This window comes from Ruegeria sp. BE9 (genome assembly GCF_056538765.1).
The window spans coordinates 274,351-291,435 of record NZ_JBQFTS010000004.1; the positions used below are offsets into that span (position 1 = coordinate 274,351).

Below are 17,085 nucleotides of genomic sequence, written 5' to 3' on the forward strand. Positions count from 1 at the left end.
TGTCCTTCGTCTTCTGTGAAAAGGGTAAGCGATCGGTTAGGTTAGGATCAGTGTTCTATCCAGACCTTGCCACGCTTGATTGCGCGAGCGACGTCAGCGTTTGACCGCGCCCCGGCACCATCGGCCTTGATGATCGTTTCGTCATCGGCCAGATAACAATCTCCACCGATTTTAGCGGTGGCGGAGTTGTCGAACTGGCAGGTTCCTCGACGGACATTGACCTTTGCGTGCCCCATCAGAAACTTAGTCACTTGATCCAATAATCATTTCACCAACCAATGGCGCATCATACACATTTCGCCCGCTGACTTCTGCGAAGACTAAAGAGTTTCCAGTACCCAGGGGGCATGCCGCTAACCGCATCGCCTCGCTTGCGAGTTGAACATTTTGATAAACAGCGCCGACTTCTTTGAGGACCAATGAGTACGCCAGTGCACCGTAGGCGGTGCGGGTGGCCGCCATGTCAGCAGATAAAAGAAGCAAAATTTGTGTGTGTGAAACACAGTTGGCTGACGCTGCGGCGTCTTTCAAAAGACTCTTGAGAGCAGGAATGAATTTGCTAACCCTTGTGAGGCCGTGACGTTCACTATCGTAGGAATAAAGCCCTGGCTCCAAACCCTCGCAATGATTAACAACAAGATACGCAGTCAATGGGTGTATACCACCACCACTGGGATAAGAGCGGTGACCATTCTCTTGGTAGAAACATCGGAAAAGCAACTCGTTAAGCTGCGAAAGACTGATCGGTGTGCGACCTTGATCACGACGACTTCTTCGACGGCGGGACACCAGCATATGCGGCGGGTCGCTTGCAATAATATCCGCGATTTCGGGGAGCGGCAGCGCAATGTACGGCACATGTTTACCTGGGTGTTCAGCCTTATGCGATTTTCCCGTTTTTCCGAGTTTTTTCCTTGCGAAGCCGAGGCGTGTTTGGCTGTGGAAAAGCGCTTCATGCACAGGCGTTTTAGGTTCCTCAGGGCCTTCCAGCAAATTGCACCACGCAAAGAGTTGCATCAAAGCCTCGAAAGCATGGGGTTCAAGACCCGGCACGCAATTTGGGGCCTGCGCCGCCTCAACGCCCTCGGACAGCTTAAAAAGCAATGGGCCGATCTGTGGGTCCAACAGATCCACGGTCGCCCAACTTCCAGGGGTCATCGCTCTGATCCCATTTTGTCGGGGCTGCAAAAGCGTCTGTTGAGAAAGCCGAATAGTAGTATCCGGTTCGAATTTCGGAAGGCCGCTGACGGGCGCGCGTTGTGGCGCACAAACAGCGATAGGCTGAGCGTTATGCATAACATAACGACAGAGAAACCCGCGCTGATCAAGGCGCAACAAGAACGACGCACAGTTAACCTCTGCATCTGGACTTGGGCCGAGGCAAGTTGTCAGTTCCTCTTCACTCCAACAGCCTTGGGCGAGTTTCTTGGCAAGCGATTTTTGGGCTTCGTCGGTAACAGATATCGATTCAGTAGCGCTGTGCAATTTCGCAACTTCGCCGGTCTCGTCGAGCAGGACGTCGGGAGCCAACCCATTTGCCCAAACATTTGGCTGGTTCATCACGAAAACCCTTGCAGGACTTCAAATTGACTTTGCCGCCCGGACCAGTCGGCGCCCGAAATGCGCGGCTCAATGCGAAGTTTTTTCACCGCAGCCCGTTCGACTTTCTCAGTCAGCTGGCGGATACGTATGGAAACGTTTCGAGTTTTGATCTGGGCACCGGACCGATCATCTTTGTAAATGATGCTGACCTTGCCCGGAACCTTTTTCGTTTCCACGAGGCAGATCTGCGCAAGCCTGATTTTTTGCGGGCCTCGAACGCCGGGTATTGGGGCGACGGGCTGACAACGCTGGACGATCCTGAAATCTGGCGCCAGCGTCGCCAACTCTTGCTGCCGCTCTTTCGTTCCGCGTTGCGTGAACCTCGACTTGTTTTGACGGGAGAACTCACGGAGTCGATCACTGCCCATTGGGCGGACGGAGAACCGATTGACCTTGCGCATGAGACTCGGTTGTTGATTGCCCGGATCGCGCTGCGCACAGTTTTGGATGCTGATCTTGAGGGTTGGGGAACTGCTCAGGAGCGCAGTGGGCTTGTGCGTTACCTTGAGGGCTATGGAGAGGATTTCACTGCGACTGTGGACGGTACCGAAGGAGCGGTGCAAATGACGCGCCCTCGGGCACCCAGAAATATGGATGGGGTCCTGGCCATCATCCACGCCCGTTTTGAAAACTTTGTTGACCGAGGCGACGTTCTCTCGGCCTTGGTGAGGGCGCATCACATGGCCCCCGACGTTCTTTCCAAACAAGACGTCGTGGGGGAAATTGTTCAGATGCTTTTTGCGGGCCATCTAACTATGCCATTCGCTTTGACGCAGTTCTGGAACGACATTGCCGACTATGGTCTGGACTGGCAACTGGTTGATGAGGCAGCAGCCCTTGATGATGCCGAACGTTTCAGAAATGCGACGCTTGGCACAAGCCGAACAATGGCGATTTTGCGAGAGTCGATGCGAATGACTCCCCCGGCACCAATTCTTTATCGTGAAGTAGCGCGCGGATTTCGAATGGGTGACCACGAACTGGCTGAAGGGCATGGAATTTGGGTCTGCCCGGGTCTGCTGCATCGAGATCCTCGTTACTTTCCGCAGCCTTCTGAGTTTCAACCTGACCGCTTTGCCGCGGGTCGTACTCCGCCTGTTTCGGCCAAAGCCTATATGCCTTTCGGTGCCGGTCCAAGAGTTTGTATTGCGGCTGCTCAATCCTTGTCGCAGATGGTTGTCATCATCCAAACAATAGCAAGCAGCTTTAGGTTGGAACCCGTTCCAGGAGAGCCAAAGAAATTCGAAGCCCGGCGTCGATCTGCCATCGGAAACTACACAAGTCCGTGATGTATGCGCTTCATTTAGGTTAACTCTCAGCTGGAAGGCACACTCACAACTTGATCGTGTTTTTTGCTTGTGTGAAAAGGTTAACAAAAAGTAGCAAATCGCTGCAAATGTGCAGACGGTAATCAACCAACGGAGGAATATTCAATGACAGCACCGACGAATGAAGATTGGGGCAAAATGCATGCAAAAGCCTGGAAAGACCCGGAATTTCGGACGCTGCTCGAGCAAGACCCAACAGCCGCAGTAAAGGCATATGGCGAAGAAATCGGCAAGACTTTTTCAAAGATCGTGAATGTCGGAGACAAACCGGACGACGTGCACGATGATGATCTCCACGAGCATGATACTGCTGTTGCACCACCGGCCTGCTGCTGAGGGCAAGCGCTCTTATGTATGACAGTGCCATTGCGGCACCACGGTTCAAATCCTGCATCAAGGCAATCGTTGTTCCCGAAGAAGGCTTGTACTTGTTCGACGAGCAAGGTCACGTCTGCCTGAAGTCTACGATTTTTTCCGATCTGGCACCTTTTTTGGACGGAACGCAGTTGGTCGAGGATATCTTCGACCAACTGTGCCAAAGCTATGCCAGCGCAGACATTCTCTCTGCTCTGGACCTGCTCAAAAAGCGCGGATTTCTAGCCGAAGACAGTTCGGTGATGCCGCGCGACCAGCAGGCCTTTTGGGAGTTGGCGGGGGCGAACCCCGTTGAAGCCGCAGAGCGTGTGAAAAACACTCCGGTAGATGTTGTCTGCATTGGCCGAAATGGCGACAGTTTGCGCGCGCTTCTCGAAAAAAACGGGGTGCGCATCGTTGATCGCGGCGAGTTTAGCGTTGTTGTAACCAACAACTATCTTGCCGCTGAATTGGACGCTTTGAACAAGCGGTTTGTCGCAGAAGGTCGGCCGTGGATATTGGTCAACCCAGGCGGCATTCAAAGCTGGCTAGGCCCTGCATTTCTTGCTGGTGAAACAGCGTGCTGGGAATGTCTTGCACATCGTCTGAGATGGCACCGCCGCGTCGAAACCCATATCGGCACACTTTCAGGTTTGGCCGGCACCCGGCTCGCCCCAGAAGCCAATAACGACACTTCGCAGACCGCAGCACTGGCAGAACTCGCTACTGAAGTGACCCGTTGGATCGGTGTCGGCGGTCCGTCGGTATTGGCTAACCGGGTGATCAGCACGGAGCATCTGTCGATGAAACGGCAGGAGCACATTCTAACTCGCCGACCGCAATGCCCGGTATGCGGTGACAATTCCACCATGCCCGAAACTCCACCTAAACCAAATCTACAGCCGCGACCCAAAGTTCATGGCCCAGATGGAGGGCATCGGTCCTGCAACAGTAATGATGTGCAGGCTATTTTGGAACGAAATGTAAGCCCGATCACCGGCATTGTTGGCTCACTCGCCCCGGGTGTTCGGAGTGGTTTTTCCGGCCAAGGGTCTTGGATCACGCCAACCTATTCCGCCGATCACAACTTTTCTGACCTGCATGACACCCAGTTTTTTCTGCGCGAAGGGCTTCGGCGGCGATCAGGTGGAAAAGGTCGCAGCCCGGAGCAGGCTCGTATCAGTGCGGTGGCTGAATCCCTTGAACGCTACTGTGGCGTTTTTGATGGCACCGAGCCTCGGCGCCTTGCCCAGTTCAAGGACCTAGAGGCACCGGTCATTTTACCGAACGAGTGCCAAGGCTACAGCACTCAACAATATGCGGATCATGCTGCGCTTAATCGCAGAGACCACAAAGCATACTGGGTTCCGGAGCCATTCGACCGGGACGCCGAAATCGAGTGGACACCGCTTTGGTCTCTGAGTGATGACACCAAGCGGTACCTGCCGACATCAATGTGCTATTTCGGTTATCAAGGCACCGGCTCCACCTATGGACGTGCGGATTCCAACGGCTGTGCCGCTGGCGGCACACTGGAAGAAGCTATTCTGCAGGGTTTGCTGGAGCTGATTGAAAGAGATGCTGTCGCGATCTGGTGGTACAATCGGCTAATCCGCCCTGGTGTCGACATAGCAAGTTCCCGCGACACGTACGGGCGTGATTTGTCGTTACACTACAGCCAGATAAACCGAAATCTGCGAGTGATAGATGTAACAAGCGACATTGGCATACCTACCTTTGCGGCCATTTCGGGCAGAACAGACAAGTCCGAAGAAGACATAATTTACGGGTTTGGCTGTCATCTCGATCCCGAGGTGGCTCTGTCGCGGGCGCTTACGGAAATAAACCAATCTCTGGAAGCCGTTCCAAAAGCGGGCGGTACGGCCGTCGAGACCACTCATCTCGGCAGTTCCGAAGCGATCAGTTGGTGGCGAACAACGCGCCTTTCCGAAGCTGACTATCTTGTACCCGACATCAGGCAACCGATGTTAAAGCTGGATGAAAGCGAAAGTCTGGCAAGTGACGACATTCTCGCGGATATCGAAACCTGCGTATCGCGCTTAAAGGATAAAGGCATTGATGTCTTTGTTCTCGACCAGACACGGCCAGACGTGAATTTTCCAGTGGTGCGCGTCGTGGCCCCGGGCCTGCGCCATTTCTGGGCCAGATTTGGTCCAGGGCGTCTTTATGACGTGCCTGTGCGTCAGGGGTGGCTTTCTACGCCAACCCGTGAGCAAGACCTGAACCCCCACGTGATACAATTTTGACTCATTGAGTGAGGAAGCCCCAGATGACTAGCAGCTATTTCGACTATGCCCGTCCATTCGACATTATGATTGGAATGTGGACTGGTCATTCAATCGTTTATGACAATAAGGGGAAGTACCTCTACACCGGACCCAGTATCCTGACGATCGACTGGAAAGAACCCGGAAAAGTAATGCACTACAGGCAGGAAGACCTTGGAAGCCTGGACGAGCTGATACAAGAGCACGAACATGGTGAGGCGCTTAAAGATCTGTTTGTGCTGCGTGAGTTTGAACTGCAAGTCGATGGCAAGTCCTGCGAGTCGATCACCGGTGACGTCAAAGTCCACGGTGTCGAGAGCTCCCCCGGAACCTACTTGTTTCATTTGAACTTCCCGACCGGGGACTACTACAACAATCAGTATTTCCTCAATCCCAATCAGCGCCGGATAATTGGTCCATTTGTTCCCCGCGATGCAGAAGGAAGGACAGACGGTTTCCAATTTGTCGTCTCGCAAACCTTTGAGCGAATTTCCTACGACGTCCCCGAAAACGCGTTCTGATACCCTTGCCAAAGCCAGCCGTTTCACAGCCAACTAAGCCACGAATGAAAGGTGCCCATGCGCTTGTCATCGGTGGGGGTATTGCGGGACTGCTTTGCGCAAACATGCTAAAGGATCGTTTTGCCATAGTTACGGTTCTGGAACGGTCCAACTACATGAAACCTTTGGATGGCGCACCCGCAATACGCCCCGAAGTGCCGCAAAGCCACTGCCTGCACATGTTGATGGGAGCTGGAGCCCAAGCTTTTGACGAACTGGTTCCGGGTTGGCGCGACGAATTGATTGCACGCGGTGCGGTGGCTTATGACGCGGGTGCAGATGTTGCCATGCGGGTGGCCTCAGGTTGGTTGCCGAGGGTTGAAACTGGCATAACCCTCTATGGCGCTTCACGCGGGCTCATCGAAAGCGCGCTGCTAGCAGTGTTACTCGAAGCCCGCAATGTGACGATTCAAACGGTCCAGCGCGTCATCGGGCTTGAGGTCTCGCGGGATGGTGAACGCGTATGTGGAGTGAGGCTTCAGTCGATCAACGGCGCTTTGCAAGTATTAAACAATGCTGATGTGGTCGTGGATGCCAGCGGTGCCGCCTCGCGTCTGCCACGCTGGCTTGCCCATGTTTATGGTGGGCAACCGCAGATCGCCCGGACCGAAGTCGCACCGGGTCGGCAATATGTTTCACGTTGGGTGCGGTTGGCACCAGATCAAACGCCGGACTGGCAAGGCCTTGCGTTGGCGCCGACCCATGGACGTGCAGGAATGATGATGCGGGCAGAGAACAATCTGTGGGGGGTGATACTGCAAACTCCCGAAGATGCCCCATTGCCGACCAATGACGAGACCTTTCTTGCGTCGGCGGCAACGCTACCAGCCACAGAACTTTATGACGTCCTGAAACGCGCAGTGCCGGTGACACCCCCGCATCTGTTTGGTCGCACCGCAAATCGCCGTCGGCACTACGAACAATACTCATTCTGGCCAGGCAATCTGTTTGCAATTGGTGACAGCGTCTGTGCGCTTGACCCCTATGCCGGGCTGGGTATGACGGCGGCAGCCAGAGGGGTTCAGTTGATGCAAGATTATTTGGATCAGTTAGGCCGTAATGCAATCAACACGGCAAACCGCTTCCAGTCTCAACTTGCCATGCATAACCAGTTGCCTTGGATGATCGCAACGAACGATTGGACAACAGCTGCGTCGCAACCCGGTTTGGCGGATCAGATCAACAGCTTAACACGGGCTGCCCCTTTTGATCCTTCTTTGGCCATAATGTTGTTGGAACTCCAGCATATGCTGCGCTCACCGGAAACCTTAACAAATGAGGCCGTTTCATGAAAATTGCTGTACTAGGCGGCGGAACGGCCGGTTTCATTGCTGCAGCCCACATGACCCGCTATTTCCCGAAGGCTGAGCTGTGGCACATTTACGATTCCCGCATCCCGACAATCGGTGTCGGAGAAGGAACAACACCACGCTTTCCTTTGTGGCTGGACGAGGTCACAGGCATCGGACCAGACGAACTGGGCGCGCGTTGTGGCGCGACAGTAAAGCTTGGATCACACTACGAAGGATGGGGATCGCATAGCACGGATTTCGTGAACAGGTTTCAGCCCCCGCGTCTTTTCGGATACCACTTTGACGCTGGTCGTGTGACAGGGATTATCAGTGACCATGTGCGGGCAAAGCAGCTTGATGCCCGGGTTGTGTCCCTTGACGCTCTGCCCAACGGCGTAGCCATCGGTTTTGAGGACGGTGGTCACCTGGACTGCGACTATGTGTTGGATGCGCGGGGATTTCCTTCGGGAGCTTGGTCGCAAGCACCAGAAGACCCCGAGATCATTCGCATGGATTGGATACCTACTGGCCGCGCGATGGTGCGCCGCCTGCCTCCCAGTACCAAAACCAGCATGTCCCGTTTAGTCGCCCGACCGCACGGCTGGATATTCCAAATTCCGTTGCGGGACTGGACCTCCTGCGGGTATGTCTTCAATCCTTCACTCAGCAGCGACGAAGAAGTATTGGCGGATTTCGACGTTTTTCTCAAAGAAGAGAAGGTCGAACCAACGGAAATCCGGGTTCGCGTGAGTTTTCCGAACTTTATGCGCCGCAACTGGTTTGACGGTCGCATTTTCACCATTGGCAATGCCGCGTCATTCGTCGAACCACTTGAGGCCACGGCCATCGGCGCCACGATCATGCAAGTCCGCATTGCGCAGCGCTGGATGACCGAACACCACCCGCAAAGCGCGCCGGACGTGGGCGGCGTGGAACATGCGAACCGAACCATGCGCTCCTATGTCCTGCGCAATTCACTGTTTATTACCTGGCACTACGCGCGTGGATCGCGATGGGACAGTCCGTTCTGGAACTTGGCGTCCCGCAGTCTTGAGCGCGCGAGCGGGCATGACTACCTGGCGGGCCATATGAATGCGATGACCGATTTTCTGGATGTCGGGCGCGATTTGCCCGGCACAGAAATCGGGACCTGTACAGAACAGGAAAAGTGGGAGCGGGAAATACTGCCAAAGCTGAAGAAATTCATCCCGTTTGGCAATTTTTCGGAACTCAACTTTGCACAAGTCGGCCATGGTATAGGATACTATGGTGCAAATAAAATGTCGGTAGGTGACAGCGCAAATGGCTAACGTACAGATGTCTTTTGTTCCGGGCTTTAAATTGTCCGAGACACTCTATGAAAGCACCAATTCGTTTGTGTTCCGCGCAACGCGCGACTCTGATGGTGAACGCGTTGTCATAAAAATCCTCAAAAGCGATTTTCCCAGCGCCAGCAGGCTTGCGCGCTTCCGCAACGAATTCGAGATTACCAGCGGCCTGAACCTACCGGGTGTGATCAAAGCTCTGGACCTACAACGTCATGACAAGTCGCTCATGATGGTTCTGGAGGACTTCGATGGAATCTCTGTCGCGGACCTATTATCGTCCCGAGCGCTGTCACACGAAGAATTCCTTGAGACCGCAATTCAGATTGCCCGTTCTGTTGACGGCATTCATCAGGCGCGCGTGATCCACAAGGATATCTCGCCTCAAAACGTGCTCATCAATCCGGGAACTGGCGAGGTAAAACTAATTGACTTTGGGATTGCAACGCAGTTTTCGACCGAGCATCCAATCCTGAAAAGCCCCGAGGTTCTGGAAGGCAGTTTGCCCTATATTTCGCCCGAACAAACCGGGCGGATGAACCGAACGCTTGACCATCGCACCGACTTCTATTCGATGGGCGCGACCTTCTACGAGATGCTCACAGGTGTGCCGCCTTTCGAGGTCGACGACAAACTGGAGCTTGTTCACTGCCACGTCGCCCGCGAACCAGTTCCTGCCCATCGGCAAAATCCGAACGTGTCGCTTGCGCTGTCCAAGATTGTCCAGCGAATGATGGCCAAAAAGGCTGAGGATCGCTACCAAAGCGCCCTTGGCATCCTTGCAGACCTAGAAGCCGTACGGCTAGGCGTCAATCTCGACAGGTTTGTACCGGGTCTCAAGGATCATACTGAGCGCTTTACGGTCCCTGAACGGCTGTATGGCCGCGATGACGAAGTGCACACTTTGCTCGAAGCATTTGAAAGAGTGCGTCATGGACCAGCCGAGATGATGCTGGTTTCCGGCACTTCAGGTGTCGGCAAGACTGCTCTGGTTAACGAAGTTCATAAACCGATTACCCGGGCGCGTGGCTATTTCATCAAGGGAAAGTTCGAGCAGTTCAAGAAAAACGACCCATATTCGGGCCTTACGGTCGCCTTGCAGGACTTGGTGCGGCAATTGCTTACTGAAAGCCAGACGCGTCACGCGACCTGGCGCAAGGAACTCAATGACGCATTGGCGCCGAACGCATCGGTCATTCTGGATGTTGTGCCGGAACTTGAGTTGATCATCGGACCACAGCCTGCTGCACCAGAGCTGGACGCCACAGAGGCGACGAACAGGTTCAACCAAACCGTTCGTCGATTTTTGCGCGCGCTTTGTGCCCACGACCGGGTTGTCGTCCTGTTTCTGGATGACCTTCAATGGGCCGACAGCGCGACGCTGGGGCTTTTGAAGATTGTTTTGACCGACGACCAAATCGGGCGGCTGCTTTTGATTGGATCGTATCGCAGCAACGAAGTGGACGCGATGCACCCCATGTCGCTGGCACTTGAAACAGTTCGGGAGGCGGGGGGGCGTCTGTCAAATTTGTCACTTGCCCCGCTGAGCGTTTCCGATATCGCAGATTTGATTGCGGACACGTTTCATGCGGATGCATCACAGGTGATCGATCTGGCGCAACTTGTGGTGCAAAAGACCCAAGGCAATCCGCTTTTCACACGGCAGTTTCTGATGGACCTGCATTACGAAAAGCTGATTGTCCAAAAGGCAGCAAACTCCAACGTGTCCACGAAATGGACATGGGATATTCAGGCGATCCGCGCGGTACAGATCACCGACAATGTGGTCGACCTTCTGTTGGAAAAACTGCGCAGGTTGGAGCAGGGCACACAATCCGCCCTGCAAATCGCGTCCTGTATTGGCAACCGTTTTGACATTGATACACTCGCGCTGATCTTGAAAATCGAACCTAAGGAAGCGTTTGAACGCCTGCTGCCGGCCATTCAGGAGGAGATGATCCAGCCGCTCTCTGATCTGGTCGTGACGGAGACGGAAAACGTCTTATCCCCACTTATCGTGCGGGACTTTGAGTTCCAACACGACCGTATTCAGCAGGCTGCCTATGATCTAATCGACACTGACGGTCACAACAGCGTCCATCTTGCCATTGGACGCCAGCTCAGAACCCGGTTGACACCGGAAGAATTGAATGACCGAATTTTTGAAGTTGTCGATCAACTCAACATCGGGCGGGGCGGAATGGAGGACCGAGCCGAGCAGCTCGATCTTGCGCATCTTGACCTGATTGCCGCGCGCAGGGCGTTTGACTCGGCTGCCTATGAGGCCGCGCTGTCTTTCGTGAACGTCGCGGCAGAACTTTTGGGGCCGGACGGCTGGGACGAAAACTATGAGCTGATGTTTGAAGCTCAGCGCCTGTCCGCAGCGCTCGAATACTTGACTGGCAATTTCGAGCGATGCACCGAAATTGTGACCACAACGTTGGCACACGCACGAACTGACCTTGAAAGGGCGGAAATCTACTTCACTAGAATTGCGCAGCATACTTTGCTGATGGAATTCGACGAAGCCATTGATGCAGGCATCAAGGCTCTGGCGCTCGTCGGCGTCCAGATGAGCCTCGACAATCTGGAAGAAGCCGGCCAAAACGCGATCGGCCAGGCAGCGGCGATGCTTGGGGCCACAAACCCGGCGGCGCTTTTTGACAATGCAGACGTCGACAGCCCTGAAATCGCGCTGGCCCAACGCAGCTTGCGGCATCTGACCATTGCAGCCTTCCTGAACAACCAAGAGCTTTTCCCGCTGATTGTCGGCACCTCAGTACAATTGTCTTTGAAGCACGGTAACGCGCCGGAATCTGCACTGTTTTTTGCCAATTTCGGCCTGATCATCGGCGCGTTCTTGGGCAAGTACCGCGAGGGTGCGGCTTTCGGTGAGCTCTCCTTGCGGCTTTGCGATAAGTTTGGAGCACGTGCCCCTACAGCAACTGTGTGTCTGGTAACCGGGGTGGAGCTCATCCCGTGGGTGCAACATGTACGTCATGCGATACCCGTGATCGAACGGGGTTATCGCGAGGGGATGGATTCAGGCGACATTCTTTGGGCGGGTTATCTGGTAATGTACCGCGTCGTGATTGACAGCTTCGCCGGCAAACCGCTTGAAGACGTATTGGATGCAATGCCACCCCAGTTGGACACCCTCCAACGTGCGCAAAACCACGGTGCTGCAGCTGGGATAAACGCGCATCGGCTGGTGCTTTCAGCGCTGGCGGGACGTACGCAATCCGGCACAGATTTTTCCACCGAAGATCTGGACGAAGCAACATTTCTGGCCGGATGTGAAGAGAACCAGATGTCCATGGCCATCTGTTTCTATAGAATTCTAAAAGCCCAAGCTCTTTATGTGTTCGGACGACCGCAAGAAGCGCTTGATGAGACGCGTTCGGTGGAGCCGATCCTCAGCTTTGTCGTCAATCATCCCTGCCTTGCCGACCACCTTCTCTATCAATCGCTTTCGATCGCCGCGCTTCTTCGAGATGGCGGGCCCGATCCTGATATGCAAAGCCGTCTGGAAGCAAATCACGAAAGGCTGAACCAATGGGCGGAGTCCGGTCCGGACAACTTCCTGGCTAAAACCCTTATGGTGAGGGCGGAAATTGCGCGCCTGAACGGCAAAGATGCAGATGTACTGGACCTGTTAGACGCGGCCATTGATGCAGCACAAAAGGGCCGGTTTCTACAGGATGAGGCCCTGGCGTGTGAACTGGCCGCGCGACACGTTATTGAGCGTCGACCCAGCGCTCGGATCGGTTTGATGTACCTACGTGATGCGCGGCATGCCTACCGTTTGTGGGGCGCGCATCGCAAAGTGGAAGAGCTTGAGCTGGAGTTCCCTCAACTCCTCACCGAACATCGTGATCGTCGCGCAACCACGCAGCAGATCGCTGAAAGCCTGACTTCAACTACCGAAAGAACCACCAATCAATTCCTAGGACAGGACCTTGACCTGAATACGCTGCTGAAAGCGGCTCAGACGATCTCAGCGGAAGTGGTGCAGGGGCGGCTTCTGGATCGGTTGCTTGGAATTCTGATCGAAAACGCCGGTGCTCAACGCGGCGTGCTTTTGCTTGCTCATGGCGATGAGTTGATGATCGAGACAGAGGTCAGCGTTACATCCGAGGTTGGTACATTCCAGAATCCCGTTCCTCTGGATTCCGACCAAGGATCCAGAATTCTCCCGACCAGCGTAATCAATTTCACGGCGCGAATGCACGAGGTCGTACTGGTGGATGACGCTCAGCTTGACGAGCGTTTCATGGTTGACCCCTACGTTCAGCAAAACGAAACGCGTTCCGTTCTGTGTCAACCTATCCTCCATCAGAACGAATTGATTGGCCTGGTCTATCTGGAAAACAATCTGATGAGTTCGGCATTCAAACCGGAACGAGCTCAACTGCTGTCGCTGCTGTCAGGACAGATTGCCGTTTCTATGCGCAATGCTGAGATCGTTGAGCATCTGGAAGAAAAAGTTCGCGAGCGTACTGAGCAGCTTGAGGTTCACGCAAAATTTCTTGAACAGACCTTCGGTCAATTTCTTGCCACGGAAGTTGTGGACCAGTTGTTGAAATCGGCGGATGGGGTGGATTTCAGCGGGAAGAAAACCACAGTTACCATGTTGATGTCAGATCTGCGGGGGTTCTCGACCCTCTCTGACGAGTTGCCGCCGGAAAGCATCGTGGCAATGCTGAATACATATCTCAGCGAAATGACCAACGTCATCCAGAAATACAATGGCACAATTGATGCCTTCATCGGCGACGCGATCTTGGTGGTGTTTGGCGCACCCTTACAAAGGCCGGATGATGCTGACCGCGCTTTGGCATGTGCGTTGGAAATGCAGCAACGGATGAGTTGGGTTAACGAATGGAATACCAGAAATGGCTTTCCGGAAATCGAGATGGGCATTGGTCTGAACACGGGCGAAGTCGTCGTTGGTAATATCGGTTCTGACAAACGCGCCAAGTATAGCGTTGTGGGTAGAACAACCAACTTGGCTGCAAGGATCGAAAGCTACACTGTCGGTGGCCAGATACTGATCGCAGATAGTACGCGCGAAGCCGTCAAAACGCCTATTGAACTAGGAGCTATGCGCACGGTTGAGCCCAAAGGTTCTGGCGATCTTTTGACGCTTTACGAATTGATTGGCATAGGGGGCAGCTATGCGATCACCCTTTCACCGCAATCTGTGGAGATGGCAGACATAAACTTGCCCATTGCGCTCTCGTACAGAGAGGTTGTCGGTAAACAGGTCGTGGGTAAGGCGCAGCACGGCCAGCTTCTGAAGCTTTCCTCCGTCGAAGCGTGCATACAATCCGAGACAGCACCAAACCCTTTCAGTAATCTTCAGTTCCAAATCAAGTGGCAAGGCGGGTCTGACAGCAATCTGACGCTTTATGCTAAAGTAATGAAACGGCATCACGACGATGGTTGTTTTTTGGTGCGCTTCACTGCGGTGCCGCCGGATGCGCGCGCGACCCTTGCCGAGATTATTGAGAAAAACAAAATGTTGCTCGATAATTCCTGAACTCTTGAGATAGTTTTGACGACTGGATCTGCGGCAATGTTTTAACCATTTGCGTTGGCGCGGTTATGCGGACTGCGTAAGCAGCATTGCAACATCCGATCGGGTTTCCGGTTTGAGTCACAATATGCTCGTGCCGTCGCCTCTACCCATGATCAAACAAAGTCGCCCTTCAAATACTTCAATGCCAGTCCCGGGATCATCTGTTTGCCGGTGATGCTGGGCATTCGGCTTCCTCTGTGCCTTCGAAATGTAAGAGACCTGCTGCATGGATGTGGCATCGAAGTTACCCAAGTTGGTTAACAAGATGCACTTGAACCAAGCTGCCAACGGCAACCGGATCTGCGTGTCCAATTACATTGAGGAAATGGGCTGAGCGAGGGACTGGACGAGGGGGTAAAGCCAGCCCCTCAATCTCGGGGGTCTCGGAGTTGTGTGTGGTTGCTCCGTTAACTCAAACCTAACAAACGAGGTGTGGCCGAGATATTGGGGATTTCCCGTAGCGGTTCGATCTAGTCTCTGAGACACAATTCGAACAGGATGGGCGGATAGTATTCGCCTTTCCAGCTCCCTAGCCTCACGTTCGCCATGCTTCCGGCCTGCCGACTAGCAACGAGTTCGGGAGGCTCAGGGCCTAACTCGAGCAGCGGATGGCAGGTTCGGTAAGCCGCGCCGCAGCATCTTGGGCTACAGGTCAATGGCAGGTTTGTGCCGTTACTACCTAGGACCCAATCTCCCAAACATTGGCCGCGAATTTCTCCAAAGGGCATCCTCAATATCTTGGATTAGCGATGCTTCGACGTCTTCACGAAAGGTGGAGACTTCCACGTTTATGCGATTATCTGCATCTGGGCACCATAGATGCATTTTTAGTGCATAGGTGCCTTTGGCACAGGTGTGCAAATGTTGCTGAAGCCTCTGCCCAATTTTCCGAGAACTGCCAACATAGACAACGGTGCTATTGGCAACATTGTTGTTTCGCGCAAACACATGCCCGTCTTGTGGTTCGTAGTTTACATAAGCGTTTCTCAACCTGTTTGCACCGGTTTGGTTGTTCACGGTGAGCCGGTAAATGGCAGCAGCGTTGATCCCCCCGCCGAGCAATGCTCTGATTCGAGCGCTGATAGCACCTGGTCCAAATCCGGTTCTAATTTCCTCGAAAGAAAAATTTAGCTGAACTACATCTTCAAACTGCACGCCATTTAGAGCAGCAACTCGATGCTCGAGGTCGTTGCGCGCTTGGTCCAGTACCGCTTCAGTAATCAAGACAATGCTCTCCTTTCTATCGGACGGAAAGTACTATGCATTCGGAGGTACGATGGTATGTTGCGGCTTGCAACCTGTGGCTGAATGTCCGCGTTGAATGCCCGCAAAGTGAGTTGGAATTGCAGCAACTTGACGAAATGGCTAAAGGCAATCTTGGGCTGTTTATAGTTGTTGAAGCTTGCGACCCGACTGTCTGGTTCGTGCGCAACTCGGACGTTGGCTTTGTCTTCATTGCGAACAAAGCTGCCGTTTGCTTCGGCCACCATCGATTGGTGAAATCAGCGCATTAACCAATAAAGAAACCGAACGGGGTGTCTCGGAATGTCACAATCGAGACCAAATTGACTAACTGCAAAACAAATGTGGAAAAAGCCGCGGCATTCTTATCCGTGTAATGCTAGGATAACGAAACATCGCTTAGTCTTCGTTTTTCTGGTTAATGAGCCTATACATTGAGACGACTCCTCGCTTTCGCTTTGTTATCGGCCGTAAATTCGACCAGTCCATCCTTTGCTCAAAGCGTAAATCCTGATGCCTCCGAGGCTGCTGCACGAGCGGCTTTGTCTGTTTTGAGTATCGCGGCCACACCAAACGAGACTTTATCCTCGCTGTCTTTTCTTGATGCGTCCGGAGGTACCAAGAGTCTGCGTTCAACGCAGTTGAGAGGAGGTTACAAGCCATTTGGAAACGGGCTGTATTTCGAGGGTCTTGTTGCCTATCAAAGATATAATCCAGTAGTTTTTTTCCCAGAGATCGCTTCCGGCACCGAGTTGGACGTAACTTGGTCAAGTGTGGCAGCAACGGTCGGGATCGGCTGGGAGTTTCCATTGATAAATGAGTGGAAGATCCGTCCGGTCGGACATCTCTCACTCGGCCAAGTAACAGGGGACGCCATTCTTGGCGACTTTCCTTTGCTGCGAACGGGATCCAGCTCCAGCGAATTGATCGATGGAAATCTAAACGCATTCGGCGTCGGCGCTTCGCTTGGCATTTTCCGTGAGGCGCAATATGGGCCGTGGCAGGTGGAATATCGCTTCCGTCAATCGTTCTTGGAGTTTAATCCGATCAACGAGCCGCTGGCTGGGAGCGCAAGTGCGAGTTCCAATCAAACAACTCTGTTTTCACGTCATCGCTATCCGCTGGAAGACGTCAAACTTTTCGAACTCCCAACGCAACTTGTTCTGGATGCAGGCGTTGTGCTGTACCACGGTGACAGTGCAACCGTTCTTGATACCGATTGGCTAGCGACGGCTGGCTTCGGACTTGAGATTGATACTAGCTTGACCGGCCTACCGGCCGTTCAAGCGGGTCGTTTAATGTTAAACGGTGTAGTTGCTGAAGAGTTTTCCGGTTTTTCGATAGGCTTCGGTCTGCGGTTCTAAGTCGAGGCTGCTTTTGCCTGACAACAACTAATAAGCTCAATTTCGCCTTGAACTGCCATTTTTGAGTGCGCTGAGTTGAAAAGCGATTGAGTTGGGCACTCAGCGGTCATTTGACGAATTATAACAAGCACAATTTGGTTCAACTATGC

Annotated in this window: 12 protein-coding genes; 9 read left to right on the forward strand and 3 right to left on the reverse strand. The window is 53.5% G+C overall.

Annotated elements, in window-relative coordinates:
- Positions 1–47: 47 nt before the first annotated feature.
- Complete coding sequence (locus ACR0EO_RS14095; protein WP_480690946.1) at positions 48–251, reverse strand: hypothetical protein; 204 nt, start codon at positions 249–251, stop codon at positions 48–50.
- Positions 244–1,560, reverse strand: coding sequence for a SagB family peptide dehydrogenase (locus ACR0EO_RS14100; RefSeq protein WP_480690948.1), 1,317 nt, complete (start codon positions 1,558–1,560; stop codon positions 244–246). The genes ACR0EO_RS14095 and ACR0EO_RS14100 overlap by 8 nt, the downstream gene beginning before the upstream one ends.
- 26 nt (positions 1,561–1,586) lie before the next feature.
- On the opposite strand from ACR0EO_RS14100, the gene ACR0EO_RS14105 reads away from it, so the two are divergent.
- The 7 genes from ACR0EO_RS14105 to ACR0EO_RS14135 all read left to right on the forward strand — a co-directional run bounded on the left by ACR0EO_RS14105 (position 1,587) and on the right by ACR0EO_RS14135 (position 14,291).
- Positions 1,587–2,891 carry a cytochrome P450 gene (locus tag ACR0EO_RS14105; protein WP_480690950.1) on the forward strand — a complete coding sequence of 435 codons (1,305 nt, stop codon included), beginning with the start codon at positions 1,587–1,589 and terminating at the stop codon, positions 2,889–2,891.
- A gap of 144 nt (positions 2,892–3,035) precedes the next feature.
- Positions 3,036–3,266 (forward strand): hypothetical protein, encoded by a 231-nt coding sequence (locus tag ACR0EO_RS14110; RefSeq protein ID WP_170518819.1) that lies wholly within the window; start codon positions 3,036–3,038, stop codon positions 3,264–3,266.
- Positions 3,267–3,280: 14 nt separating this feature from the next.
- Entirely contained in the window at positions 3,281–5,551 is a 2,271-nt protein-coding gene (locus ACR0EO_RS14115) for a TOMM precursor leader peptide-binding protein (protein ID WP_480690952.1), read from the forward strand.
- Positions 5,552–5,574: 23 nt separating this feature from the next.
- Positions 5,575–6,093 carry a hypothetical protein gene (locus tag ACR0EO_RS14120; RefSeq protein ID WP_480690954.1) on the forward strand — a complete coding sequence of 173 codons (519 nt, stop codon included), beginning with the start codon at positions 5,575–5,577 and terminating at the stop codon, positions 6,091–6,093.
- A 44-nt stretch (positions 6,094–6,137) separates the two neighbouring features.
- Positions 6,138–7,424 (forward strand): FAD-dependent oxidoreductase, encoded by a 1,287-nt coding sequence (locus tag ACR0EO_RS14125; RefSeq protein ID WP_480690956.1) that lies wholly within the window; start codon positions 6,138–6,140, stop codon positions 7,422–7,424.
- Complete coding sequence (locus ACR0EO_RS14130; protein ID WP_480690958.1) at positions 7,421–8,734, forward strand: tryptophan 7-halogenase; 1,314 nt, start codon at positions 7,421–7,423, stop codon at positions 8,732–8,734. The genes ACR0EO_RS14125 and ACR0EO_RS14130 overlap by 4 nt, the downstream gene beginning before the upstream one ends.
- A complete protein-coding gene (locus ACR0EO_RS14135; RefSeq protein ID WP_480690960.1) occupies positions 8,727–14,291 on the forward strand; it encodes an AAA family ATPase in 5,565 nt (1,854 codons plus the stop codon). Before ACR0EO_RS14130 ends, ACR0EO_RS14135 begins: the two co-directional genes overlap by 8 nt.
- A gap of 714 nt (positions 14,292–15,005) precedes the next feature.
- On the opposite strand, the gene ACR0EO_RS14140 is transcribed toward ACR0EO_RS14135, so the two are convergent.
- Positions 15,006–15,554: a GIY-YIG nuclease family protein gene (locus tag ACR0EO_RS14140; RefSeq protein ID WP_480690962.1), complete on the reverse strand. Its 549-nt coding sequence runs from the start codon at positions 15,552–15,554 to the stop codon at positions 15,006–15,008.
- 35 nt (positions 15,555–15,589) lie between these two features.
- On the opposite strand from ACR0EO_RS14140, the gene ACR0EO_RS14145 reads away from it, so the two are divergent.
- A complete protein-coding gene (locus tag ACR0EO_RS14145) occupies positions 15,590–15,844 on the forward strand; it encodes a hypothetical protein (RefSeq protein ID WP_480690964.1) in 255 nt (84 codons plus the stop codon).
- Between the two features lie 270 nt (positions 15,845–16,114).
- Positions 16,115–16,936, forward strand: coding sequence for a hypothetical protein (locus tag ACR0EO_RS14150; RefSeq protein WP_480690966.1), 822 nt, complete (start codon positions 16,115–16,117; stop codon positions 16,934–16,936).
- The last annotated feature ends 149 nt before the right edge of the window (positions 16,937–17,085 follow it).